At 69.6% G+C, this 23,550-nt stretch carries 21 protein-coding genes and 1 tRNA gene; 7 read left to right on the top strand and 15 right to left on the bottom strand.

The annotated features are described in order from the left end of the window. Positions 1 to 45: 45 nt before the first annotated feature. A complete protein-coding gene (locus HUT10_RS30090) occupies positions 46 to 1,728 on the bottom strand; it encodes a serine/threonine-protein kinase (protein ID WP_176174277.1) in 1,683 nt (560 codons plus the stop codon). Positions 1,729 to 1,846: 118 nt separating this feature from the next. On the opposite strand from HUT10_RS30090, the gene HUT10_RS30085 reads away from it, so the two are divergent. Beyond that, positions 1,847 to 2,827, top strand: a complete 981-nt coding sequence (locus HUT10_RS30085) for a metallophosphoesterase (protein ID WP_176174276.1) — start codon at positions 1,847 to 1,849, stop codon at positions 2,825 to 2,827. A gap of 29 nt (positions 2,828 to 2,856) precedes the next feature. Beyond that, positions 2,857 to 2,930: transfer RNA gene (locus HUT10_RS30080), tRNA-Pro, on the top strand. Positions 2,931 to 3,056: 126 nt separating this feature from the next. Here the strand turns inward: HUT10_RS30080 and HUT10_RS30075 are convergent. Beyond that, a complete protein-coding gene (locus tag HUT10_RS30075; RefSeq protein WP_176174275.1) occupies positions 3,057 to 3,827 on the bottom strand; it encodes a class I SAM-dependent methyltransferase in 771 nt (256 codons plus the stop codon). 39 nt (positions 3,828 to 3,866) lie between these two features. On the opposite strand from HUT10_RS30075, the gene HUT10_RS30070 reads away from it, so the two are divergent. Beyond that, the gene (locus HUT10_RS30070) at positions 3,867 to 5,717 is read left to right on the top strand and encodes a prolyl oligopeptidase family serine peptidase (RefSeq protein ID WP_176174274.1); all 1,851 of its coding nucleotides are present in this window, start codon (positions 3,867 to 3,869) and stop codon (positions 5,715 to 5,717) included. Between the two features lie 49 nt (positions 5,718 to 5,766). Here HUT10_RS30070 and HUT10_RS30065 read toward each other — a convergent pair whose 3' ends face one another. After that, entirely contained in the window at positions 5,767 to 5,952 is a 186-nt protein-coding gene (locus HUT10_RS30065; protein WP_176174273.1) for a tautomerase family protein, read from the bottom strand. A gap of 9 nt (positions 5,953 to 5,961) precedes the next feature. Then, positions 5,962 to 6,588 (bottom strand): TIGR03085 family metal-binding protein, encoded by a 627-nt coding sequence (locus HUT10_RS30060; RefSeq protein ID WP_176174272.1) that lies wholly within the window; start codon positions 6,586 to 6,588, stop codon positions 5,962 to 5,964. A gap of 74 nt (positions 6,589 to 6,662) precedes the next feature. On the opposite strand from HUT10_RS30060, the gene HUT10_RS30055 reads away from it, so the two are divergent. Both HUT10_RS30055 and HUT10_RS30050 read left to right on the top strand, forming a co-directional pair. Then, on the top strand, positions 6,663 to 7,724 hold the full coding sequence (locus tag HUT10_RS30055; RefSeq protein ID WP_176174271.1) for an NADH:flavin oxidoreductase/NADH oxidase: 1,062 nt from the start codon (positions 6,663 to 6,665) through the stop codon (positions 7,722 to 7,724). A gap of 130 nt (positions 7,725 to 7,854) precedes the next feature. Beyond that, positions 7,855 to 10,176, top strand: a complete 2,322-nt coding sequence (locus HUT10_RS30050) for an NACHT domain-containing NTPase (protein ID WP_176174270.1) — start codon at positions 7,855 to 7,857, stop codon at positions 10,174 to 10,176. Here HUT10_RS30050 and HUT10_RS30045 read toward each other — a convergent pair. The 4 genes from HUT10_RS30045 to HUT10_RS30030 form a co-directional block, all read right to left on the bottom strand. Then, complete coding sequence (locus tag HUT10_RS30045) at positions 10,173 to 11,561, bottom strand: glutamate decarboxylase (RefSeq protein ID WP_176174269.1); 1,389 nt, start codon at positions 11,559 to 11,561, stop codon at positions 10,173 to 10,175. The genes HUT10_RS30050 and HUT10_RS30045 overlap by 4 nt on opposite strands. 72 nt (positions 11,562 to 11,633) lie before the next feature. Further along, the gene (locus HUT10_RS30040; protein WP_176174268.1) at positions 11,634 to 12,110 is read right to left on the bottom strand and encodes a Dps family protein; all 477 of its coding nucleotides are present in this window, start codon (positions 12,108 to 12,110) and stop codon (positions 11,634 to 11,636) included. A 46-nt stretch (positions 12,111 to 12,156) separates the two neighbouring features. Next, complete coding sequence (locus HUT10_RS30035; protein ID WP_176174267.1) at positions 12,157 to 12,579, bottom strand: organic hydroperoxide resistance protein; 423 nt, start codon at positions 12,577 to 12,579, stop codon at positions 12,157 to 12,159. A gap of 134 nt (positions 12,580 to 12,713) precedes the next feature. Next, positions 12,714 to 13,286 carry an NADPH-dependent FMN reductase gene (locus tag HUT10_RS30030; RefSeq protein ID WP_176174266.1) on the bottom strand — a complete coding sequence of 191 codons (573 nt, stop codon included), beginning with the start codon at positions 13,284 to 13,286 and terminating at the stop codon, positions 12,714 to 12,716. Between the two features lie 127 nt (positions 13,287 to 13,413). Here HUT10_RS30030 and HUT10_RS30025 point away from each other — a divergent pair, with 127 nt between their 5' ends. Continuing rightward, positions 13,414 to 14,466 (top strand): alpha/beta hydrolase, encoded by a 1,053-nt coding sequence (locus HUT10_RS30025; RefSeq protein ID WP_176174265.1) that lies wholly within the window; start codon positions 13,414 to 13,416, stop codon positions 14,464 to 14,466. Between the two features lie 79 nt (positions 14,467 to 14,545). On the opposite strand, the gene HUT10_RS30020 is transcribed toward HUT10_RS30025, so the two are convergent. The 3 genes from HUT10_RS30020 to HUT10_RS30010 form a co-directional block, all read right to left on the bottom strand. Beyond that, the gene (locus HUT10_RS30020; RefSeq protein ID WP_176174264.1) at positions 14,546 to 15,076 is read right to left on the bottom strand and encodes a hypothetical protein; all 531 of its coding nucleotides are present in this window, start codon (positions 15,074 to 15,076) and stop codon (positions 14,546 to 14,548) included. Positions 15,077 to 15,464: 388 nt separating this feature from the next. Next, positions 15,465 to 16,064: a TetR family transcriptional regulator gene (locus HUT10_RS30015; RefSeq protein ID WP_176174263.1), complete on the bottom strand. Its 600-nt coding sequence runs from the start codon at positions 16,062 to 16,064 to the stop codon at positions 15,465 to 15,467. Beyond that, positions 16,045 to 17,523 (bottom strand): DHA2 family efflux MFS transporter permease subunit, encoded by a 1,479-nt coding sequence (locus HUT10_RS30010; protein WP_176174262.1) that lies wholly within the window; start codon positions 17,521 to 17,523, stop codon positions 16,045 to 16,047. The genes HUT10_RS30015 and HUT10_RS30010 overlap by 20 nt, the downstream gene beginning before the upstream one ends. Before the next feature lie 232 nt (positions 17,524 to 17,755). Between HUT10_RS30010 and HUT10_RS30005 the strand changes: the two genes are divergently transcribed. Continuing rightward, positions 17,756 to 18,895, top strand: coding sequence for an MFS transporter (locus HUT10_RS30005; protein ID WP_176178087.1), 1,140 nt, complete (start codon positions 17,756 to 17,758; stop codon positions 18,893 to 18,895). 473 nt (positions 18,896 to 19,368) lie between these two features. On the opposite strand, the gene HUT10_RS30000 is transcribed toward HUT10_RS30005, so the two are convergent. The 4 genes from HUT10_RS30000 to HUT10_RS29985 all read right to left on the bottom strand — a co-directional run bounded on the left by HUT10_RS30000 (position 19,369) and on the right by HUT10_RS29985 (position 23,349). After that, entirely contained in the window at positions 19,369 to 19,749 is a 381-nt protein-coding gene (locus tag HUT10_RS30000) for a hypothetical protein (RefSeq protein WP_176174261.1), read from the bottom strand. Between the two features lie 15 nt (positions 19,750 to 19,764). Beyond that, on the bottom strand, positions 19,765 to 20,955 hold the full coding sequence (locus HUT10_RS29995; protein WP_176174260.1) for an RtcB family protein: 1,191 nt from the start codon (positions 20,953 to 20,955) through the stop codon (positions 19,765 to 19,767). An 88-nt stretch (positions 20,956 to 21,043) separates the two neighbouring features. Beyond that, positions 21,044 to 22,084 (bottom strand): aspartate-semialdehyde dehydrogenase, encoded by a 1,041-nt coding sequence (locus tag HUT10_RS29990; protein ID WP_176174259.1) that lies wholly within the window; start codon positions 22,082 to 22,084, stop codon positions 21,044 to 21,046. Further along, a complete protein-coding gene (locus tag HUT10_RS29985; RefSeq protein ID WP_176174258.1) occupies positions 22,084 to 23,349 on the bottom strand; it encodes an aspartate kinase in 1,266 nt (421 codons plus the stop codon). The genes HUT10_RS29990 and HUT10_RS29985 overlap by 1 nt, the downstream gene beginning before the upstream one ends. Positions 23,350 to 23,550: the final 201 nt, after the last annotated feature.

Raw genomic sequence — 23,550 nt, 5'->3', positions numbered from 1 at the left:
ACGAGCGGGGCGGGAGGGCGACCTCCCGCCCCGCTTGCGTTTCGATCAGCTGCTCCCCATGTCCACCAGGATCAACGAGTTCCACCACGCGTAGAGCTTGTCGAGGTCATCGTTCGTGGTGACCTTTGTGGACAGCAGGATGCCCGCCACCAGGTCCTTCTTCTCGGTCCACACCAGCTGGGCCGGATCGCCGAGGTAGCAGGTCAGGTACTCGCCCGGGACCGGGTTGCGGACCTCCGCGCGGTAGTACGTGCCCCAGATCTTGGGGTACTTGATGGGGCGGCACGCGCCTTGGGCGTCGTTGCGGGTGAGGCCCTGCGTCTTCACGATGTTCTGGAAGAACGCGTCCATCGCGGCGGCGTCGGCGAAGCGGAGGAACCGCGCGCCGGTCGGCTCCGCGAACCAGACGTTGCCGATCTTGACGTCACCGACCGTCGATCCGCCGCACTCGACCGCCGCGGCCGCTCCGGCGGGGGGCGCGGCGTCGACGCACGTGCGGTAGATCGGCGGCAGCGCGGCGTACAGCCGCTCGTCGTGCGGGGGCTTCGATGCCGAAGTGGACGGTGATTCAGCCGTCGTTTCCGTGGCCGGTGCCGGAGAATTGCTGGTCGTCGTGGGCTTGGTCGGGTCCGGCCCGGCCGTCTCGGTCGTCCGGTCCCGCGTCACGACGTAGGTGATCACCAGTGCCACCACGACGATCCCGGCCAGCGCGGCACACAGGGCGATCCAGCGGTTCCGCTGCGATTTCGGCGGCTGCACCGGCGGCGCGGCCGGGGTCCGGGGCGGCGGCACCGGGCCGGTGAACCGGGCCGGGTGCGGTGCCGTCGGGAGCGGCACCGGCCGCGGCGGGGTGACCGGGGCCGGCTGCGGCACGTAGCCCGGCAACGTCTTCTGCCACGTCGGGATCGGCGGTGCCGGTGCGGTCACGGCCGCGCGGACGGCGTCGGCGAACGCCCCCGCCGTCGGGTACCGGTCCGCCGGGTTCTTCGCCATCCCGCGCGCCACCACGGCGTCCAGCGCCACCGGCAGGCCCGGACGCGCCCGCGAAAGCACGGGCGGCGGCGCGGTCAGGTGCGCGCCCATCTGCGCGGCCGCGCCCTCCGCCGGGAACGGGCGGTGCCCGGTGAGGCACTCGAAGAACACGCACGCCAGCGCGTAGACGTCGACGAGACCGGTGATCGGGGCGTCGCCGAAGCGTTCCGGCGCCATGTAGTCGAGGGTGCCGATCACGTTGCCGGTGCCGGTGATCGACGTCCCTTCGGCGGTCATCGATCGCGCGATGCCGAAGTCCACGAGGTACACGAAGTCCGCGCCCGTCACGAGCACGTTCGACGGCTTGACGTCCCGGTGCACCAGGCCGTCGGCGTGGGCGGCGTCGAGCGCGCCCGCGACCTGGGCCACGATCGCGGCGGCCCGCGCCGGGTCGAGCGGCCCGTCGGCCAGGAGCTCCTTGAGGTCGCGGCCCTCGACGAGCCGCATGTCGAGGTACAGCCGGCCGTCGATCTCGCCGTAGGCGTGGATCGGGATCACGTGCGGTTCCCGCAGCCGCGCGACGATCTGCGACTCGCGGCGGAACCGCGCGCGGAAGGCTTCGTCGGTGACGAAGGGCTCGGACAACAGCTTCAGCGCGACGACGCGGTCGTGCGCGGTGTCGTAGGCGCGGTGCACCTCGCCCATGCCGCCGCGGCCGAGCAGGCCTTCGATCCGGTACGGCCCGAACTGCTCCATCGTTCTCCCCAAGCCCCCCGGCCTGTTTCCCGTCTTCGGGCCGACGCAGATGTTAAGCGGCAGGTTCCCCGTAACGGCGGCGAAGTCATCCAACTGTTGAGCACGTATCCTGGGGATTGTGAGCACGCTCAGTAACACACGCACGTCGGGGGCGGCGGCGGCGCGCCTCGCGGCGGGGACGCTGGCGCTCGGCGCCGCGACGCTCGGTTACGCCGTCGGGATCGAACGGCGCCGCTGGACCCTCCGCACCGCCGAACTGCCGGTGCTGGCGCCCGGCTCGCGGCCGTTCACCATCCTGCACGTCTCGGACCTGCACATGCTGCCCGGGCACCACAGCAAGCAGCGCTGGGTCGCCGCGCTCGACGAGCTGAACCCGGACCTGGTCGTCAACACCGGCGACAACCTGTCGCACCGGACGGCCGTCCCGGCGGTGCTGCGCGCGCTGGGCCCGCTGCTCGACCGGCCCGGCGTGTTCGTCTTCGGCAGCAACGACTACTACGCGCCCAAGCCGAAGAACCCGGCCCGCTACCTGATGCCGCAGGGCAAGAAGAAGCGCATCCACGGCACCCAGCTCCCGTGGCGCGACCTGCGCGCGGCGTTCGTCGAGCACGGCTGGACCGACCTCACGCACGTCCGCCGCACGATCGACGTCGGCGGGCAGCGGGTGTTCGCGGCCGGCGTCGACGACCCGCACCTGCGCCGCGACCGCTACGCCGACATCGCGGGCCCGGCCGACAGTGGCGCGGCCGTCCGCCTCGGCGTCACGCACTCGCCGGAGCCGCGGGTCCTGGACACGTTCGCCACGGACGGTTACGACCTGGTCCTGGCCGGCCACACCCACGGCGGCCAGCTCCGGCTGCCGGGGTACGGCGCGATCGTCACCAACTGTGACCTGGATCGCAGCCGGGCTCGCGGTGCCTCGCGCTGGGGGGCGCACATGTGGCTGCACGTGTCGGCCGGCCTGGGGACGTCGCCGTGGGCGCCCGCTCGGTTCGCGTGCCCGCCGGAGGCGAGCCTGTTGACGCTGGTCCCGCGCGGATCGGGGTCTTCCGGGTCGCAAAAGTCGGCCCCCCGAAAAGCCCGCGACACCGTCCGCTAGACTTCTCCACGACCCGTTAAGCAGTACCTCGGGGTGTGGCGCAGCTTGGTAGCGTGCCTCGTTCGGGTCGAGGAGGTCGTGGGTTCGAATCCCGCCACCCCGACGAGAGCGCCGAGAGGGCCGGTGTGTTGGCGGAAAACGCCAACCATGCTGGCCCTCTCGGTGTTTTTTGGGGTCGAACCCCAAACCCCGCCGGGCGGCTTCGCCCCCGGACCCCCGCGCGTCCCGGCTATCGCGTTGCCGTCACCTCTACCCAGCACTGGCTGAAATCCCCGTCACCACCGCGGGTCCACACCCACGCCGAGCGGGCCGCGCTGGCCAGCTGGTCGCGGTCGCGGGCGAAGGCCGGGTCCGCGATCGCCGTGTCGAGGCGGGACTCCACGTACTTCGCCAGGTCCCGGTAACTCATGTCCTCGCGGTACTTCGCCCGCGACGCCACCTCCGTGAACCCCGCCCGCACGCACTCCTCCGCGATGTTCCGGCCGGCGAACGGGTTGCCGCCCGCCCGGCGGCGCAGGAGGTAGTGGCCTCTCAGCGCCGCGTCGACGTTCGCCGTCTTCGGGCGCAGCCTCGCCTTGCTCCAGTCCGATGTGGACAACGCGAGCTTCCCGCCGGGCCGGAGCACCCGGCGCAGCTCCGCCAACGCGTCGGCCGGAGAAGAGAGGTGCTCGAACAACGCGTGCGAGAAAGCCACGTCCACGCTGCCGGACGCGAACGGCAGGTCGTACACCGACCCGACCACGAAGTCCACTGTGGACCTCCCGGCGCGGCGGGCCGCCTCGCGGGCGAGGACCACCTGGCCCGCGTCGCGGTCGACGCCCGTCACCCGGGACTCCGCGGCCAAGCCCAGCGTGATCGAGCCCGGACCGCAGCCGAGGTCGACCACCCACATGCCCGGCCGGAACAGGGGCTGGGCGAACGTCGCCCGCTCCGCCGCCGTGCGCGCGGACATCATCGAGACCGCGTCTGCACCGTAGCCCGGCGCGTAACCCTCCAGCACCCCGCACACAGTACGGCCAGAAGGTGGCAGGATCGAGGGGTGAGCACGCAGTCAGCCAACCAATATCCGCCCGCGGTGGTCCCGGACCGGCTGTTCGACGACGCCGAAGCCGAAGCCCGCTGGCGCGCCCGCTTCCACGCCCCGCGCATCTTCGCGCCCGAGTGGGCCCGCGACGCCCCGGAAGCCAACGTCTACGCCTCCAACGCCAGCGGCGTCTGGGAGGTCTACGCCTGGAACCGCGCGACGGACGAGCACCGCCGCGTCACCGATCGGCCCAACGGCACCCTGCACGCGAGCCCGTCCCCGGACGGCGAGTGGATCTGGTGGTTCGACGACACCGACGGTGACGAGTTCGGCTCCTGGGTGCGCGAGCCGTTCGCCGCGACCGAGGGCAGCAAGCCGGAGAAGGCCGTCCCGGACGTCCACGACGGCTACCAGGCCGGGCTCGAGATCGGCGCGAAGATCGTCGCGGTCGGCGTCTCGACCGACGACGGCAGCGAGCTGTTCGCCCGGATCGGCGGCGAGACGCGCCGCTTCTACAGCCACCCGGACGACGCCGGCATCGCCGCCCTGTCCCGCGACGAGACCCTGCTCGCGATCTCGCACTCCGAGCACGGCGACTCGCGCCACCCCGCGCTGCGGGTGCTCGCGACCGACGGGTTCGAGACCGTCGCCGAGAAGTGGGACGGCGAAGGCAAGGGCCTGTCCGCGCTCGAGTTCTCGCCGCTGCCCGGCGACCAGCGGCTGTTGGTGGTGCACGAGCGCCGCGGCCGCGAGGAGCTGCTGATCTGGGACGTCCGGGCGGACACCGAGACCGAAATCGAGCTGGACCTGCCCGGCGAGGTCGTCGCGGGCTGGTACCCGGACGCGCGCGCCCTGCTGGTCGTCCAGTTCCACGAGGGCCGCAATTCCCTGTACCGCTACGACCTCGACACGACCGAGCTGTCCACTCTGGACACACCGGCCGGCCGGATCGGCGAGGCGGGCGTCCGCCCCGACGGCACGGTCGAGTACTCGTGGTCCAGTGCCGCCGAGCCGGCCGCGGTGCGCGCGCGGACCACGGACGGCACGGACTCGATCCTGCTCGAGCCGCCGGGCGAGCGGGCGCCGGGTTCCGAGCCGGTGACCGACGCGTTCGTCGAAGGCGTCGGCGGCCGGATCCACGCGCTGGTCTCGCGGCCTTCCGGGGCACCGGATGGCCCGCTGCCGACGGTGTTCTCGCTGCACGGAGGCCCGCACGCGGCGGACGAGGACCGCTTCTCCGCCTACCGCGCGACCTGGCTCGACGCCGGGTTCGCCGTGGTCGAGGTCAACTACCGCGGCTCGACCGGCTACGGCTCGGCCTGGCGCGACGCCATCGAGGGCCGTCCCGGCCTGACCGAGCTCGAAGACGTCGCCGCGGTGCACGACTGGGCCGTCCAAACCGGACTGAGCGACCCGGCGAAGTGCGTCGTGAACGGCGCGTCGTGGGGCGGCTACCTGTCCCTGCTCGCGCTCGGCACCCAGCCGACGCGGTGGGCGGCGGGTGTCGCCGGGGTGCCGGTGGCGGACTACGTCGCCGCGTACGAGGACGAGATGGAGCAGCTGCGCTCGTTCGACCGCGGGATCTTCGGCGGCTCGCCGGAGGACGTGCCGGCGGTGTACCGCGAGTGCTCGCCGATCACCTACGTCGACGCCGTGACGGCGCCGGTGCTCGTGCTGGCCGGCGACAACGACCCGCGCTGCCCGATCCGCCAGATCGAGAACTACCTCGACCGGCTCGGCGGCCGCGACCTGCACCACGAGTTCTACCGCTACGACGCGGGCCACGGTTCGCTGGTGATCGCCGAGACGATCAAGCAAACGGCGATCGAGGTCCACTTCGCGCTGCGGGCCCTCGGCCTGCGCTGACCCGGGCACGCACTTCCACGGGGAAGCGGCTTCCCCGTGGAAGTGCGGCTCAGCGTTCGGAGTGCAGGACGCCGCCGGTCGCCCAGTGGTCGGCGCCGATCTCGACGAGCGTCACCTGGACGCCCTCGGGCTTGCCGCCGCAGGTGCGGATGAACGCGTCGGTCAGCTCCCGGACCAGGGCGCTCTTCTGGGCCGGGGTCCGGCCGGGGAACATGGCAACGCTGATCATCGGCATGGACGCAGCCTAGAGCCCCCGGTTCACCGTCTGAAGCTTGGTGACGGCGGCCGCGTCACCCTCGAAGCCGAGGTGGACGGCGTCCCGGCCGAAGACGAACAGCAGCAGGTCGACCGGTTCGCCGACGACGGTCACCGGATCGGGCCCGGTCTTGACGGCGGCTTCGCGGCCGTCCTTGGTGCGCAGCGTCACGCCGACGGGTGACTTCCGGAGGTTCAGCTTGGCGGCCTGCTTCGCCGACTTCCAGGCGGCGGCGTCCCGGACCGGGTCCGCGGGCCGCGGCTCCCAGCCGTCCTGCGCGCGCCGGACGTCCTCGTGGTGGACGAGGAACTCGGCGGTGTTCGTGAGTTCGTCGAGCGGGCCGATCGCGGTGGGCCAGAACTTCGACGGCCCCCGCCGCACCTGCTCGACCAGGGCCGTCCACGGCTTGGCGGCGTAGCGGTCCTGGACTTTCTGCGTGTACCCGGCCAGCGCGGGGACGACGATGCCCGGAGCGGCGTCCGCCCGGTGTTCCCGCACGACGAGGTGCGCGGCGAGATCGCGCGTGGTCCAGCCTTCGCACAACGTCGGCGCGTCGGGCCCGAGTTCATCGAAGAGCGCGCTCAGCGCCCGGCGTTCGTCAGCAGCGACACCCATGTGAGCGAGGTTACCCGCCGGTAGACGACCTTGGCGACGGGAAGAGACGCCGGGCACGTGTCGTTGCTCCTGAGGTGAGCCGACTCTTCAGCCCGATCACCGTCCGCGGCCTGACCCTGCCGAACCGCGCCTGGGTCTCGCCGATGTGCCAGTACTCCGCCACCGACGGCCTGCCCGGCGACTGGCACCTCGTCCACCTCGGCCAGTTCGCCGCCGGCGGCGCGGGCCTGGTGTTCACCGAGGCGACCGCGGTGACCCCCGAAGGCCGGATCAGCCCGCAGGACACCGGGATCTGGTCCGACGAGCAGGCCGAGGCGTGGCGCCGGATCGTCACCTTCGTCCACGGCCAGGACACCGCCATCGGCATGCAGCTCGCCCACGCCGGCCGCAAGGCCTCGACGCGGCGGCCGTGGGAAGGCGCCGGCAGCGTCCCGCCCGAGGAGGGCGGCTGGCCGAGCGTCGGAGCGGACGCCCAGCCCTTCGGCAGCTACGCTCCCGCGCGGCCGCTCACCACCGACGAGGTCGCCGCGCTGCCGGAGGCCTTCGCGCGGGCGGCCCGCCGGGCCGTCGACGCCGGTTTCGACGTCCTCGAGCTGCACTTCGCGCACGGCTACCTGGTCCACCAGTTCCTGTCGCCGCTGTCGAACACCCGCACCGACCGCTACGGCGGCGACTTCGACGGCCGCACCCGGCTCGCCTTGGAGATCGCCGACGCGGTGCGCGCCACCACGGACGTCCCGCTGTTCGCCCGCCTCTCGGCCACGGACTGGACCGAGGGCGGCTGGACGGCCGACGACTCGGTCCGGCTGGCGAAGCTGCTGGCCGAGCGCGGGATCGACCTGATCGACGCCTCCTCGGGCGGCAACACCCCGCACCCGGACATCCCGGTCGGCCCGGGCTACCAGGTGCCGTTCGCCGAGCGCATCCGCACCGAGGCCGGCCTCCCGACCGGCGCGGTCGGCATGATCACCGACCCGCAGCAGGCGGAGGACATCATCGCGGGCGAGCAGGCCGACGCGGTGTTCCTCGCCCGAGCACTGCTGCGCGACCCGCACTGGCCGCTGCGCGCGGCGAACGCGCTCGGCGCGGACGTGCGGTGGCCCGACCAGTACGCCCGCGCCAAGTCCTGGCATTGAACGTCCATCGTCAAACAACGACCATGTCTGCAAAGGTGCCACAGGCTGAGCGCTAGGCCATTCAGGTGATCCAGAATCCTTCTGATGAGCGGAGACCACTCCAATACGGCGGAGCCGTCACAATCCACTGATGCGCACCTGGTGGATGAAACTGCGAGCCGCTCGACAAACCCCATGGTGGCTCTGGTTTGTCCTTGCCGTGATGCTCGTGGTTTCAGGTGAAGTACTTCGTCGTCAGCACCTGAATGACCAGCAGGTGGCGCGACTGATCCAGATAGCCGGCTTGCTGCTCGCCTTGGTGACGGCACTCACCAAGGTCGTCGCCTGGACTAGGGCTCGTTTGCGCGGCATCCCGACGGAGGGGAGTGCCGTTGAGTTACTCAAATCTGAAATATTCCGCAGAGAAGAGTCCAGCCGCTACCATCTGCTTGCCGACACCACATCAGCGAACCTCGCATACTCCGACGGTAGCACGAAGAATCCGGGCCGCTTGCCACTCATTCGCAGGCTGGTCAATGAATTCGTCCGCTACCAAGTCGGTCAAGGCGGACAGCGAGGAAATCTGGCCGACATCGGCGAATTCTTTGACTGCCTCCCCGTCGGACGATTGATCATCTTGGGAGACCCGGGATCCGGAAAAACGATGATGTGCATCGAACTCGCGCTGCAGTTGCTGAAATCGGGTACACCAGATGCACCGTTACCGATCCGGCTGAGCCTCGCCAGCTGGGACGGCCATCAGGAACTGGAGAATTGGCTGGCCGATCGACTGGTCGTCGACTACGGCATCCGAGCTGCCAGCGCCAAAGAGCTGGTGGCCGCACGACCCAGGAAACTGTTACCCATACTCGACGGACTTGACGAAATGGACCGAGCCAACGCCGAGGAACCCAGCCGAGCCTTACAGGCCATTCGAGTACTCAACGAATATATTGACGGGCAGCTCCGAGGAAGCATGGTGTTAACGTGCCGATCCGAGCGTTTCGCACATTTGGAGAGTACTGGAGCAACACTTCGCGATGCGACCAAGATCCGAATACTTCCCCTACAGCACACACAGATAGTCGATTACATCGAGGATAGGTTCGAGGCAGACGCACGTCAACGCCAGCGATGGCTCAATGCCGTCAACACCCACGCAGAGGTAATGGACGAAGTGCTCTCGACCCCTTGGCGTCTTCACCTGGCCGCCACCTTGTTCAACTCCGACAGGGACCCCGATGAGATGTTCACCTTGAACAACGGGTCACAGGTCACACAGTCAACCCGAATAAATGAGTTCTTACTCGATTCATACGTCACCGCAGCAATTCTGAAAGAAAGTAAAAATAAGCCGCCAAGGTACCCTCCGGAAAAGGTCGAAATCTGGCTCAAAAGCCTTGCGAAACATCTGACCTGGCAGGAAACGGTCGCATCGAAAGAGCCAGGAGTACCCGCAGGACTTTCCGGCATCGACCTCGTACCACACCTACTCTGGCCCATTGCCGGACAAAAATTGGTCCGGGTCGCCCACGTCATTTCTACCTTGTCAATATACTATATCGTCGCACTCGGGATTTTCGGCACTACACTAGCCGAGACTTTCCAGCAATTCGTCATGGCACTCGATGTCACGATTCCATGGGTGAAGATCGCGATTACTGTCGGCCTCTACGCGGCAGTGTTAGCAGCCTTTCCCTCTGTGATATTTAGCGGAGCAAAGCAACCCTGGCCGACACCATGGGTACGCAACCGGGTTCGAATACCACCGAAAGAGCGACTTAGCATCAGCGTCAGATACGGTGGCAGAACAGCCCTTAGTGCAACCAGAGGTGGTCTGGTATCCGCGGCTACCCTACTCGGATTAGCCAGTGCGAGCAATCAGTTTGAATGGCCCGATAGTCTTATGGACAGTATACTGACGTCCGTCGCATTCATTGTCTTCATCGGAACAACTTTTGGTATTATACTAGGCTTGATTTCCGCATTAGTAAACGGATTATCAGCGCGTATTACGGAGTGGAACCATGACATAGAGATTGCGAACCCACACTCCGCCTTGAGATTCGAACTGATATTCTTCACATTGCTCATCCCCCTAGGTGGCTCTTTATCCTTGGCCGCCATAGACTGGATAGCTGAGGGTCGCCAGCCCATCCGAGTAAACGTTCTTTATGATTTCTTGGCAATATCATCCCTGATCACTATTTCGTTAATCCCCGCTCGGGTCAGGTATACGACAGGGATCTTGCTCGCAGCAATGAAGGGGATGCTTCCACTAAGACTTTTCCGGTTTCTTTCGTGGTCCTGCGATGCCGGACTGCTCAGAAGGTCCGGGGTGAGCTACCAGTTTCGACACCTCGAGCTGCAGAACCACTTGATCGCGGCGGAAAAGCAACGAGAAGTTCCGGTGCGCCAACATGATTCAGTGGCGGTGTCAGAGCCCCCAAGATCGGATCCTCGGCTGAGCTAGTGGTGGAACGCGGTCGCCTTCGCCGGATCCTTCGGGCGGCCGCCTTCCTCCGCCAGCTCCGGCAGCACCCGCCCCAGGTCCGCCAGCAGCAGGTCCGCCAGGTCGTGCGTGAAGCCGTTGCGGACCACGACGCGCAGCACCGCCAGGTCCGTCCGGTTCTCCGGGAACGTGTACGCCGGCACCAGCCAGCCGCGCTCGCGCAGCCGGCGGGACACGTCGAAGACGTCGAAACCCGCGTCCGGGTGGGTCGTGACCGCGAACACCGGTAGCTGGTCGCCCCGCGTCAGCAAGGAGAACGGCCCGAGGGCCTCGATGCCGGAAGACAGGTGCATCGCGACGTCCCGGGAAGCCTGCTGCACCGCGCGGAAACCTTCGCGGCCGAGCCGGACGAACGTGTAGTACTGGGCCGCGACCTCCGCGCCGGGGCGGGAGAAGTTCAACGCGAACGTCGGCATGTCGCCGCCGAGGTAGTTGACGTTGAACACCAGCTCGGACGGCAACGCGGCCTTGTCGCGCCACAGCACCCAGCCGACGCCCGGGTACACCAGCCCGTACTTGTGGCCCGACGTGTTGATCGACGCCACCCGCGGCAGGCGGAAGTCCCACTCCAGGTCCGGGTCGAGGAACGGCGCGATCATCGCGCCCGACGCGCCGTCGACGTGCACCGGGATGTCCCACCCGGAACGGGACTGCAGCGCGTCCAGGACCGCCGCGATCTCCGCGACCGGCTCGTAGCTGCCGTCGAACGTCGAGCCGAGGATCGCCACCACGCCGATCGTGTTCTCGTCGCACCGGGCCACCGCCTCTTCGGCCGTGAGGTGGAAGCGGTCGCCGTCCATCGGGACCAGCCGGGGCTCGACCTCCCAGTACTCGCAGAACTTCTCCCAGCACACCTGGACGTTCGCGCCCATCACCAGGTTCGGCTTCCCGGTGCGGCCGAGCTTCGACCAGCGCCGCTTCAGCGCCATCCCGGCGAGCATGCAGGCCTCCGACGACCCGGTCGTCGAGCAGCCCATGACGTCCGTGGGGTCCGGTGCGTGCCACAGGTCGGCGAGGATGTTGACGCAGCGGCGCTCCAGCTCGGCCGTCTGCGGGTACTCGTCCTTGTCGATCATGTTCTTGTCGACGCACTCGGCCATCAGCTCGCGCGCCTGCGGCTCCATCCACGTCGTGACGAACGTGGCCAGGTTGAGCCGGGCGTTGCCGTCGAGCATCAGCTCGTCGCGCACCAGCTGCAGCGCGGTGTCCGGCGGCACCGGGTCGTCGCGCAGCTTGTCGTGCGGCATGACGAACGACGCCGCGAGCGCCGGGTTCGTCCCGGCGTAGAACGGGTTCGTCCCGGCCGCGCGGTCCGGGCTGTCGGCGTTCCCCTGATGCAAGACCATGCCACCGAACGTACTAACCCTGGCAACGCGAAAGGGGCCGCTCCGTCCGGAACGACCCCTTTGGCGGGAAAATCAGGCCTGCTGGGCCTGCCACATCCAGTGCGCCTCTTCCAGCGCACGGGTGATCTCGATCAGCAGGTCCTGCGTCACGAGGTCGCTCTTGTCGGTCTCGTCGATGCGCTGGCGCAGCCGCTCGATGAGCGCGGCAAGGATGTCGACGATCGCGGCGACCGTGGACTCGACCGACTGCCAGTTGTCCGGGTACTCGGGCACGCCCGAGCTCTCGACGACGGTCTTGGCCTTGCCGTTCGGCGAGATGCCGATGGCGTTGGCGCGCTCGGCGACCTCGTCGACGTACTGGCGCGCGGTGTTCACCAGTTCGTCGAGCTGCAGGTGCGCGCTGCGGAAGTTCGACCCGACGACGTTCCAGTGCGCCTGCTTGGCGATGAGGGACAGGTCGACCAGGTCGACCAGCGTCGCCTGCAGGGCGTTGCCGGTGATCTCCTTGTCGGCCTCGGAAAGCGGGCTCTTGATCGGAGACTTGCTCATCTGCGGGTGATCCTTTCCTCGTACTGGTTCGGACCGGGGTGCCGGGTCAGACGGTGGCGGAGAGCGCGACCTCGATGTTGCCGCGGGTCGCGTTGGAGTACGGGCACACCTGGTGGGCCTGCTCGACCAGCTGGTCGGCCTGCGCCTGCTCGAGCCCCGGGAGGGAGACGTTCAGCGCGACGCCGAGGCCGAACCCGACCTCCTGCTTGAGCACGCTGACCTCGGCGGTCACGGTCGAGCCGGACAGCTGGACCTTGGCCTGGCGCGCGACCAGCTGCAGGGCGCTGTGGAAGCAGGCGGAGTAACCGGCGGCGAAGAGCTGCTCGGGGTTGGTCTTGTCCCCGCCAGGGCCGCCCATCTCCTTCGGGATGGCCAGCGACTCGTCGATGACGCCGTCCGACGACGTCACTTCGCCGTTGCGGCCGTCGCCGCGCGCCGTTGCCACCGCGGTGTAGATCGCCTGACCCATGCTCAGCCTGCCTTCTGTCGCGGACGCTCCTCAACGAGCGTCTCACTGGGCACAACATCCCGCACCCGCGGAACGGTGCCCCCACATGGCAGGCATCACGTCGTTTTATTACCCGGCGGCCACCAGGCGAAACGTCATGCGTTGCGCGTCACCGCGAACTCGGCGACCTGCCGCCCGATCAGGCGAAGGGTGCGGACGCTCTTCTCGTCCGAAGCGCTGCCGCCCTCGTCGAACTTGGTCTCGGCCGAGTTGATCGAGCCGCCCAGCGGGGTGGCCCAGCCGCGCAGCGCGTGCGTGATCGTGCGGAGCTGTTCGAGCGTCGTCACCGCGGCCTGCCAGCCGTACGCGACGGCGGCGAGGCCGACCGCGCGGCCGTCGAGGTAGGGACGGCTGTCGTCCCGCAGGTCCTCGACGTAGTCCAGGGCGTTCTTGACCAGGCCGGACAGCGCGCCGTGGTAGCCGGGCGAAACGACGATGAGCCCGTCCGCCTCCCGGATCGCCTCGACCAGCCGGGTGGCGCGCTCGTTGCGCTCCGGCACACCGGCGTCGTAGAACGGGAGCACCAGCTCCGGACCGTTGATCAGCCGGGTCCGGACGCCCGCCTCCGCGGCGCCGTCGAGCGCGATCCGCAGCGCACGTTCGGACTGGGAGCCGTCGCGCAGAGAGCCGCCGATCCCGAGCACGTTGACCGTCCTGGCTGAAGTCACGTCTTCCAGGCTAACCCCTCTAGTTAACTGGAGGACCAGACTCTGGGACCGAGGCGCCGGTCACAGCTGGACCTGTTACCTACTGACAAGTAACGTCACCGTCAGCCCCGACGCTGATGGAGGAACCATGGCGATCCCGCTCCCGGTCCGCGCCCAGGCGGCCGCGTCCCAGCTCGCGTTCTGGCTGCCCACCCCGGTGCGGCGGGCGGTCGCCGGCCGGGCCGTCCACCTCGACGGCCAGGACCTCGCGCTCGACGCCCAGCTTCTCCTCCGGCTGCAGAGGATCGCTCGAGCCGAGCTCGTGCAGGGCTCGGTCGAGCGGTCGCGGGCCCTGCTCGACGCGGGCCGGCACCTGGTCAGCGGCCGGCCGATCGAGCCGGTCTCGGTGCGGGAGATCGCCGTGCCGACCCCGGACGGCGACGTTCCGGCGACGTTGTACACGCCGGTCGGGCTGCCGGAGAAGTCCCCGCTGCTGGTGTTCTTCCACGGCGGCGGCTGGGTGATCGGGACGCGGGCGAGCCACGACAACGCCGTCCGCTTCCTGGCCAAGCACGCCGGGGTACGGGTGCTGTCGATCGAGTACCGGCTGGCCCCGGAGTTCCCGTTCCCGGCGGCGACGGAGGACGCGCTGGCGGCGTTCGAGTACGCGGTGGCGAAGGCGAGCGACCTCGGCGCGGACCCGGCCCGCATCGCGGTGGGCGGTGACAGCGCGGGCGGCAACCTGGCGGCGGTGACGGCCCAGCAGGCGGTCCGCCGGGGTGGCCCGGCACCGGCGTTCCAGCTGCTGATCTACCCGGCGACGGACTTCGCGCGGCGCTACCGCTCGCAGGACCTGTTCGCCGAGAACCTGTTCCTGACCGACGTGCACATGAAGTGGTTCGAGGGGCACTACGTGCCCGAGGGCACGGACCTGACCGACCCGCGGCTGTCGCCGTTGCACGCGGAGGACCTGAGCGGCCTGCCGCCGGCGTTGGTGGTGACGGCGGGGTTCGACCCGTTGCGCGACGAGGGCGAGGCGTACGCGGAGAAGCTGCGCGAGGCGGGGGTCGACGTGGCGCTGCGGCGGCACGAGGACCTGATCCACGGGTTCATCAACTTCACCGGGGTGGGGACGCGGTTCCGGGAGGCGCTCGCGGAGACGGCGGGCGCGCTGCGGCAGGGTCTGTCCAAAGTGAACTGAAGGAGCCCGGGGCGCCGCCGGAGCCCGGCGCGGAGGAATGTCCGCGCCGGGCTCCGGGCCCCCGGTTTTCCTGCGGCGGTTACGAACCCGGTACGGGCAACGGCGGCACCGGCAGCGGCGGCACCGGCAGGCCGCCGAGCAACCCGCCCAGGATCCCGGTGACGGCGGCCAGCAGGGCCTTGACCAGGTCGCTGACGATCTTCAGCGGTCCCGGCAGGTCCGGCAGCGACGGGATCGGCAGCGGCAACGGCGGCAGCTGGCGCGCCTTCGCCGTCGGGTCGGCCAGCAGCCGGGTGGACTCGTCGGCGCGGCCCTTGGCCAGACCGGCCAGCTGGCCGGTCTCGGTCTGGACCGTGTAGCGCTTGCCGGCCGCGATGTCCGCGAGCACCGGGCTCAGCCGACCCAGGTCGGTCCGCGTGGCACCGACGTCGCCCGCGTAGGCCACCTTGGTGAGGTCGTCACGCATCTGGAGCACCTGCGCGGCGAGGGCCTGGGTGCTGGAGGAACCCTTGCCCCCTCCCGGGCTCGCCGACGCGATCCCCGCCGTCGCCGCCGCCAGCAGACTGCCGGCAGCCACCAGGGCGATGACTCGCCCGAACTTGGCTTTCATTCCCTACCTCCTGGCCTCGAGACCTGACGGGTTAAATCGATACCCCCCGTGTCGGAGATGGGCCACCCGATCACCGGTTCGGGAGGTTTAACACCCTTACGTGCCGGATTTGAATGTCCCGAACTGGCCCGCATTGGATTAACCGCGAAACCTTGCTCATCCCCCTGAAGATCATCCTGACCGATTCCGAGGATCACTGCTGGTAGCATCTGTCCACTATGGAACGGCCGGGTAACCCACACGAGTGTAAACGGTGATCATTTAGCTTCATCACTCCGGCGGACAGCGTGTCCCGACTGCTCCAGATGGGGCGTCCCCCACGCTCTCACCGCCACCCACACGGTTTCCCCCCGAGGTGGACGCGGTAATGCGAAATCAATTCCGGAATTCAGAGTGGCAGTCCCGCGTCCAAGTGGGCGACGGCCTGATCGATGACCTCGAGCGTGTCGGCCTCCGCGTCCGCCGCGGCGCCGAGCAACGCGGCCAGCACCACGCCGACCACCGCGCCCGCCCAGTTGCGGACCGCGAAGTCGTCCGCGGCCCGCCCGGTGCGCCGCGCGGCCAGCCCGGCCAGCAGGTCGATGCCCTCGGCGAACTTGTCCATCACCGCGCTGCGCAGCTCCGGCTCGCGGAACACCAGCGCCTGCCGCTGGCGCTCCCGCTCCCACTCGCCGTCGGGCAGCTGCTCGCGGATGAAGCCCATCGTCGCCCGCAGCGCGCCGATCGGGCTCAGCCCGGGGTCCTGCGCGACGGCGGCCTCGATGAGCACCGGGTCGAACGGGTCGTAGAGCACGGTCGCTTCCTTCGTCGGGAAGTACCGGAAGAACGTGCTGGGCGAGATCTCGGCCGCGGCCGCGATCTGGTCCACGGTCGTGGCGCTGTACCCCTGCTCGTGGAACAGCCGCAACGCGTGCCGCTGGATCGCGGCACGCGTCCTGGCCTTCTTGCGCTCTCGCAGTCCCGTGGGTTCAACCGGCGACGACGTCATGCTCCGATTCTCGCGGCTGCGCTCCCGCGGCCGCCCGCGCGGGCAGGAACACCGCCGCGAGCAGCGCCCCGGCGACGGCCAGGCCGGCGCACACCCACAGCGTCGCGGCCATCCCGCCGGTGAACGCGGCCCGCGCGGACGCGGCCAGCGAAGGCAGCCGGAGCTCCTCCGCGACGGCGACCGCACCGGACGCGCTGCCGCGCACGGCGTCGGCGACCGGCGCGGGCAGGCCCGTGACGTCGACGCCGTCGCGGTAGCCGCCGTTGAGCACGGTGCCCAGCACCGCGACGCCGACGGTGCCGCCGACCTGCCGCAACGCCTGGATCAGCGCCGACCCGGCCCCCGACCGGCCTTCGGTGAGCGCGCCCATCGCCATCGTCATCAGCGGCGGCAGCGTCGAACCGGTGCCGAGGCCGATCACGAGCTCCCAGCCGACGGTGGCGCCGTACCCACCCGACGGCGACGTCGTCGAGCCCCAGGCCGGCCCGGCCGCGAGCAGCACGAACCCGCCCGCGACGACGACTCGCACGCCCAGCACGGCGACCAGCCGCTCGGCGCCCTTCGCCGCCACCAGCATCCCGCCGATCAGCGGCAGCAGCCGCACGCCGGTCTGCAGCGCGTCGGCGCCCTGCACCGCCTGGAACAACTGCGGCAGCACGAACAGCAGGCCCATCAACGCGAAGGACGCCAAGGTGGCCAGCACCGCACCCCAGACGAACCGCGGCTCGCGGAACAGCGCGAGGTCGGTCAGCGGTTCGGGCACCCTGGTCTGCGCCCAGCAGAACACCGCCACGAGCGCGGTGCCCGTCGCGATCAGGCCGTAGGTCAGGGGATCGCCCCAGCCGTGCTCGCCGGCGTGGACGAACCCGTAGGTGAGCGCGAGCAGCCCGGCCGTCGAGAGCGCGATGCCCGCGAAGTCGATCCGGCTCCCGCCCGCACCCGGGGTCAGCGGCACCAGGAACAGCACCGCGGCGACACCGACCGCGGTCAGCGGGACGTTGATCAGGAAGACCGAGCCCCACGCGAAGTGGTCGAGGAGCCAGCCGCCGAGCAGCGGGCCGAGCGGGATGCCGGCGAACATCGCCAGCACCCAGGTGGTGAGCGCCTTCGCCCGCTCCTCCGGCGGGAACAGGATGTTCAGCAGGGAGAGCGAGAGCGGGATGAGGAACGCGGCGGCGACGCCGAGCCCGGCACGGGCGGCGATCAGCTCGCCCGGCGAACCGGCGCAGGCGCACCACAGCGAGGCCAGTCCGAACGCCGTGAGCGCACCGAGCAGCAGCTTCTTCGGGCCGAACCGGTCGCCGAGCAGGCCAGCCGGCAGCAGCAGCGCGGCCAGCGCCAGCGTGTAGGCGTTGCCGAACCACTGCAGCTGCGTGGTCGTGGCGCCGAGGTCGACGGCCAGCGTCGGCACGGCGACGTTGAGCACGGTCAGGTCGAGCCCGATGGTCAGCAGGCTCACCGCGAGCGCACCGAGCGCCCACCACCTGCGTGGATGCTGATGAGTCATAGCGACCCCCAGTTGATAGTAGCTACCAAATGAGAGTAGCCCTCATAATTTCCGTGCACCAGGGGGTGCGGCGGCGGAAATAAGTTGCACGCGCGTACCACCTTGGGTTCTCATCGAAGACGTGCCTCTGCAGCCCTACCGCCGGGTGCTCTCCGTCCCCCGCGTTCCCTCGACGATGGCCCTGATGTTCCTGGCACGTCTGCCGATGACCATGAACGGCGTGCTGATGACGCTGTACATCGTCACCGTGCTCGGCCGGGGCTACGGCGCCGCCGGCCTGGTCGGCGGCTGCGTCACGCTCGGGATGGCGCTCGGTGCGCCGCTGCTCGGCCGCTGCTTCGACCGGTACGGGCTGCGCCCGGTCGTCGCGGTCTGCGGGATCGGCACCACGGTGTTCTGGATCGCCGCACCGCACCTGCCGTTCGAGGCGCTGGCCGTGGTCGCGATCGCGGCCGGGATGCTCTCGGTGCCGGCCGGCTCACTGGCCCGGCAGGTGCTGGCCACGCTCGTGCCGATCGAGCAGCGCCGCGCGGCCTACTCGCTCGACACCATCTCGATCGAAGCGACGTTCATGATCGGCCCGGCCATCGGCATCGCGGCCATCACGACGTTCCCGCCGACGTGGACGCTGCCCGCGCTCGGCGTGCTCTTCGGCAGCACGGCGTTCCTGATCTGGCTGGTCGACCCGCCGATCCGCGAAGGCGCGGGCAAGGCCGAGGAGCTCGGGCCCCGGCCGCCGCTGCGGAGCTGGCTCACCGGACGGCTGGTGGGGACCCTGCTGATCGCCGGTGGCGCGCTGTTCGTGCTCGTCGGCACCGAGCTGGCGACCCTGGCCGCGCTGCGCGCGAACGGTGAGCTCGGCGTGACCGGGCTGGTCATCGCGGTGATGTGCACGGCGTCCATCACCGGCGGCATCGTGCACGGCGTCGTGAAGCGGTCGCTGCCGCAGGGCGTGCTGATGCTGCTGCTCGCGCTGCTGGTGATGCCCGTCGGCCTGGCGGACCACCCGTGGTGGCTGCTGACGCTGGCGCTGATCCCGACCAACCTGCTGTGCGCGCCGACGCTGGCGGCCACGACCGAGACGGTCACCCACCTCGCCCCGGCGCAGGTCCGCGGCGAGGCGATGGGCCTGCAGGACGCGTTCACCCGGCTCGGCCTGGCGGTGGGCAGCCCGGTGGTCGGCTTCGCGATCGACCACTCGAACCCGGAGTGGGGTTTCGTGGCGGCCGGCCTCGGCGGCCTGGCGATCGCCGCGGCCGGCCTGCTGCGCCGCCGCACCCCGGCTCCCGCCCCGGAGCCGGAGCTGGCCGAAAGCTGCCGCTAGACGAGTAATGGGTAAGGGCGGGTGGTGAACATCCGCACCTCTCGCGGGTGCTTCGTCGACGCGGACCGGCGGCCGGCAGCGCAAGAAGACCACGACGTCGGGACCCCCCTCGCGGCAGAGCTCTGCCGCGGCAGACGCTTCCAGATCGGCAGAAAAATGTCCTCGCCGGACGGGCAGGCTCCGGGATGACCACGGGGAGCGCTTCCCTCTCACCTTCGCGGGTAAGCCGCTGGGTGGTCATCCCGTCGCCTGAACGAGGCCTATCACTTTGAGCCGGGCCCGCAAGCTTGCGTCTTCACCCGCCTTCGCCCTGGGGTTGCGGGCCCGGCTCAAAGTGATTTGACGGCCTCAGGCGACGGGATGACCACCCTGCTCCTTGATTTGAGGGCATCACCCGATCACTGACCGCCTACGACCACTGACCGAGTTACGCACTAGTCGTCCAGCCGGGGCCCACCCCAAGCGCCGAGTCGTCAGCTGCAGGCGGCGCGGAGGGCGTCGAGCTTCTTGACGTTGCGCTGCACCCACCGCGCCACCACGCCGGCGTCCTCGAAGCGTTCCTTCTGCACCTGGACGTACGAGTCGGCCATGCCGAGCAGCGCGTTCTTGACGTTCTGGTCCTGGACGTCACCCGCGAGCTCGCGCAGCCGCCGCTCCTTGTCCTCGGCGCGGGCCTTGAACTTCGCCGGGTCGACCAGCGGGTTCAGGTCCGCGAGCCCGAGGGCCTCGGTGCAGACACCCACCTTGTCGACGGTCTTCGACCCCTGGTCGACCGCGTTGCCGACCTCGGCGCACCCGCTCAGCAGCAAGCCCGCCGCGGCCAGCAACGCGGCCAGAGTTCCACCCCTCGTCATGGCGCCAAGGTACCGTCAGCCCTTGACGCAGACCACCTGCTTGAGGTGCGCCACGACCTCGACCAGGTCCGTCTGCGCACGGATCACCGTTTCGATGTCCTTGTACGCCGCCGGGATCTCGTCGACCACGCCCGAGTCCTTGCGGCATTCGACGCCTGCCGTCTGCGCCGCGAGGTCGTCGGCGGTGAACAGCTTCTTCGCCTTGGTCCGCGACATCCGGCGGCCGGCGCCGTGCGACGCCGACTGGAAGGACGAGTCGTTGCCCAGCCCGCGGACGATGTACGAACCGGTCCCCATGCTGCCCGGGATGATCCCGAGGTCACCCGATCCGGCGCGGATCGCGCCCTTCCGGGTGACGAGCAGCTCGACGCCGTCGTAGGTCTCCTCGGCGACGTAGTTGTGGTGGCACGAGATCGCGTCGTCGAACGTCACCTGCGGGAGCTCGTCGCGCACGGCCTGCTTGAGCAGCGCGACCATCGTGGCGCGGTTGCGCGCCGCGTAGTCCTGCGCCCAGAACAGGTCACGGCGGTAGGCAGCCATCTCCGGCGTGCCCGCGACGAACACCGCGAGGTCGCGATCGGGCAGGTCGGCGTTGTGCGGCAGCTTGCGCGCGACGGCCATGTGCCGCTCGGCCAGCTCCTTGCCGATGTTGCGCGAACCCGAGTGCAGCATCAGCCAGACCCGGCCTTCGTCGGCACCGCCCTGTTCGAGGCAGACCTCGATGAAGTGGTTACCGCCGCCGAGGCTCCCGATCTGCCGCGCGGCCCGGTCGTGCAGCTCCTGGACGCCGGGGTGCAGCTCACCGAAGCCCTTCCAGAACGCGTCCCAGCCGCCGACACCGTGCACCTTGGCCGGGTTCACCGGCGTCCGGTGCATCCCGAAACCGACGGGAACGGCCTTCTCGATGCCCCGGCGCAGCTTGCCGAGGTCGTCGGGCAGGTCGCTCGCGGTGAGCGACGTCCGGACGGCGCTCATGCCGCACCCGATGTCGACGCCGACCGCGGCCGGCGAGACGGCGTCACGCATCGCGATGACGCTGCCGACGGTGGCGCCCTTGCCGTAGTGGACGTCGGGCATCACGGCGACGCCGTGCACCCACGGCAGGTTCGCGACGTTGTGCAGCTGCCGCATGGCCTGGTCTTCGACCGACGCGGGATCCGCCCACATCCGGATCGGGACGCGAGCCCCCTCGACAGCGGTGTACATGTTTCCTCCCCTGGAAAGCGTTTGGCGGTGCCCAGGATCCCCCGGGCACCGCCAAACGAAAAGCGATTATTCAGCTGTCCACTGTGGCCTACAGCTGCTGCGCCACCAGCTCCGCGATCTGCACGGCGTTGAGCGCCGCGCCCTTGCGCAGGTTGTCGTTCGAGATGAACAGCGCCAAGCCCCGCCCACCCTCGACGCCCTGGTCGACCCGGATGCGGCCGACGTAGCTCGGGTCGTTGCCCGCCGCCTGCAGCGGGGTCGGGATCTCCGACAGCTCGACCCCCGGCGCCTGCGCCAGCAGTTGCGTCGCGCGCTCGACCGGCAACGGCTGCGAGAACTCCGCGTTCACCGAGATCGAGTGCCCCGAGAACACCGGCACGCGCACGCAGGTGCACGAGACGCCGAGGCCCGGGATGCTCAGGATCTTGCGGCTCTCGTTGCGGAACTTCTTCTCCTCGTCCGTCTCCAGCTCGCCGTCGTCCACAATGGACCCGGCCATCGGGAGGACGTTGAACGCGATCGGGCGGACGTACTTCTCCGGCTTCGGGAACTCGATCGCCGCGCCGTCGTGGGTCAGCAGCGACGCGTGTTCCGCCGCGGCGCGGACTTGGCCCGCCAGCTCTTCGACGCCGGCCAGCCCGCTGCCGGACACCGCCTGGTACGTCGACGCGACCAGCCGGACCAGCCCGGCCTCGTCGTGCAGCGGCTTCAGCACCGGCATCGCGGCCATCGTGGTGCAGTTGGGGTTCGCGATGATGCCCTTGCGCGCTTCCTTGATCGCCTCGGGGTTGACCTCGCTGACGACCAGCGGCACGTCCGGGTCCATCCGGAACGCCGAGGAGTTGTCGATCACCGTGGCCCCGGCCGCGGCGAAGCGCGGCGCCTGCGCCTTCGACGTCGACCCGCCCGCGGAGAACAGCGCGATGTCCAAACCGGACAGGTCCGCCGTCGAGGCGTCCTCGACCGTGATTTCCGTGTCACGCCAGGGAAGCTTCGACCCCGCCGAGCGCGCCGAAGCGAAGTAGCGCAGCTCGGCGACCGGGAACTCCCGCTCCGCCAGCAGCTTGCGCATCACCGCACCGACCTGGCCGGTCGCGCCGACCACCCCGACCCGCAACCCGTCCGCCATCAGCGACCACTCCCCGCGTAGACGACGGCTTCTTCGTCGCCGCCGAGTTCGAACGCCTCGTGGATCGCGCGCACGGCGTCGTCGAGCTGCGCGTCCCGGATCAGCACCGAGATGCGGATCTCCGAGGTGTTGATGATTTCGATGTTGACGCCGGCCTCGGCCAGCGCTTCGCAGAACGTCGCCGTGACACCCGGGTGCGAGCGCATCCCGGCGCCGACCAGCGACACCTTGCCGACGTGGTCGTCGTAGAGCACCGACTCGAAGCCGATCTCCGCCTTGACCTTCTCCAGTTCCTTGACGGCCTTGGCGCCGTTGGCCTTCGACAGCGTGAACGTGATGTCGGTGCGGCCGGAGACGGTGCTGGACACGTTCTGCAGCACCATGTCGATGTCGATCTCGGCGTCGGCGATCACGCGGAAGATCCGGGCCGCGGCACCGGTGGTGTCCGGCACCCCGGTCACCGTGATCTTGGCTTCGGAGCGGTCGTGCGCCACACCGGTGATCAGGGCTTGTTCCACGGGGATCTCCTCGATAGAACCGGTCACCGTCGTGCCCGGCTTGTCACTGTAGGAAGAACGGACTCGGATCGGGACGCCGTAGCGGCGCGCGTACTCGACCGACCGCAGGTGCAGGATCTTCGACCCGCTCGCGGCGAGCTCGAGCATCTCTTCGTAGGTGACGGTGTCGAGCTTCTTCGCGTCCGGCACCACCCGCGGGTCGGCGGTGTACACACCGTCCACATCGGAGTAGATCTCGCAGACGTCGGCGTTCAGCGCGGCGGCCAGCGCGACGGCGGTGGTGTCCGACCCGCCGCGGCCCAGCGTGGTGATGTCCTTCGTGTCCTGCGCGACGCCCTGGAACCCGGCCACCAGCGCGATGTAGCCCTGGTCGAGGGCCTCGGTGACGCGGCTGGGCGTGACGTCGATGATGCGGGCGTTGCCGTGCACCGACGTCGTCACGACGCCGGCCTGCGAACCGGTGAACGACCAGGCCTCGGCGCCCTGGGCCGCGATCGCCATCGCGACCAGCGAGTTCGAGATGCGCTCACCCGCGGTGAGCAGCATGTCCATCTCCCGCTCCGGCGGCGCCGGGTTCACCTGCTGCGCCAGGTCGAGCAGCTCGTCGGTGGTGTCACCCATCGCCGAGCAGACGACGACGACGTCGTTGCCCGCCTTCTTCGTCGCGACGATCCGCTCCGCCACGCGCTTGATCCGGTCGGCACTTTCCAGCGACGATCCGCCGTACTTCTGGACCACGAGGGCCACGCCCGAACCTCCTCGCGGGCCGGGCGGCTCCTGGTGGGCACCGAGGAGCCCCCGCGTCCCATGATTTGAACTGGAGCCTACCGGGGCGCGGGCGGCCCGCCACCCTCTTGACGTGGGGCTCACTCGTCCCATGGGTGTCGGGGAAGTAAATCTTCCGCAACACCAACGAAATGCGCGGAGCCCTTCCGCCCGAGTGACGCA

Source organism: Amycolatopsis sp. Hca4 (assembly GCF_013364075.1).
GTDB lineage: Bacteria > Actinomycetota > Actinomycetes > Mycobacteriales > Pseudonocardiaceae > Amycolatopsis.
This window is presented reverse-complemented; position numbering and strand designations above follow the sequence as displayed.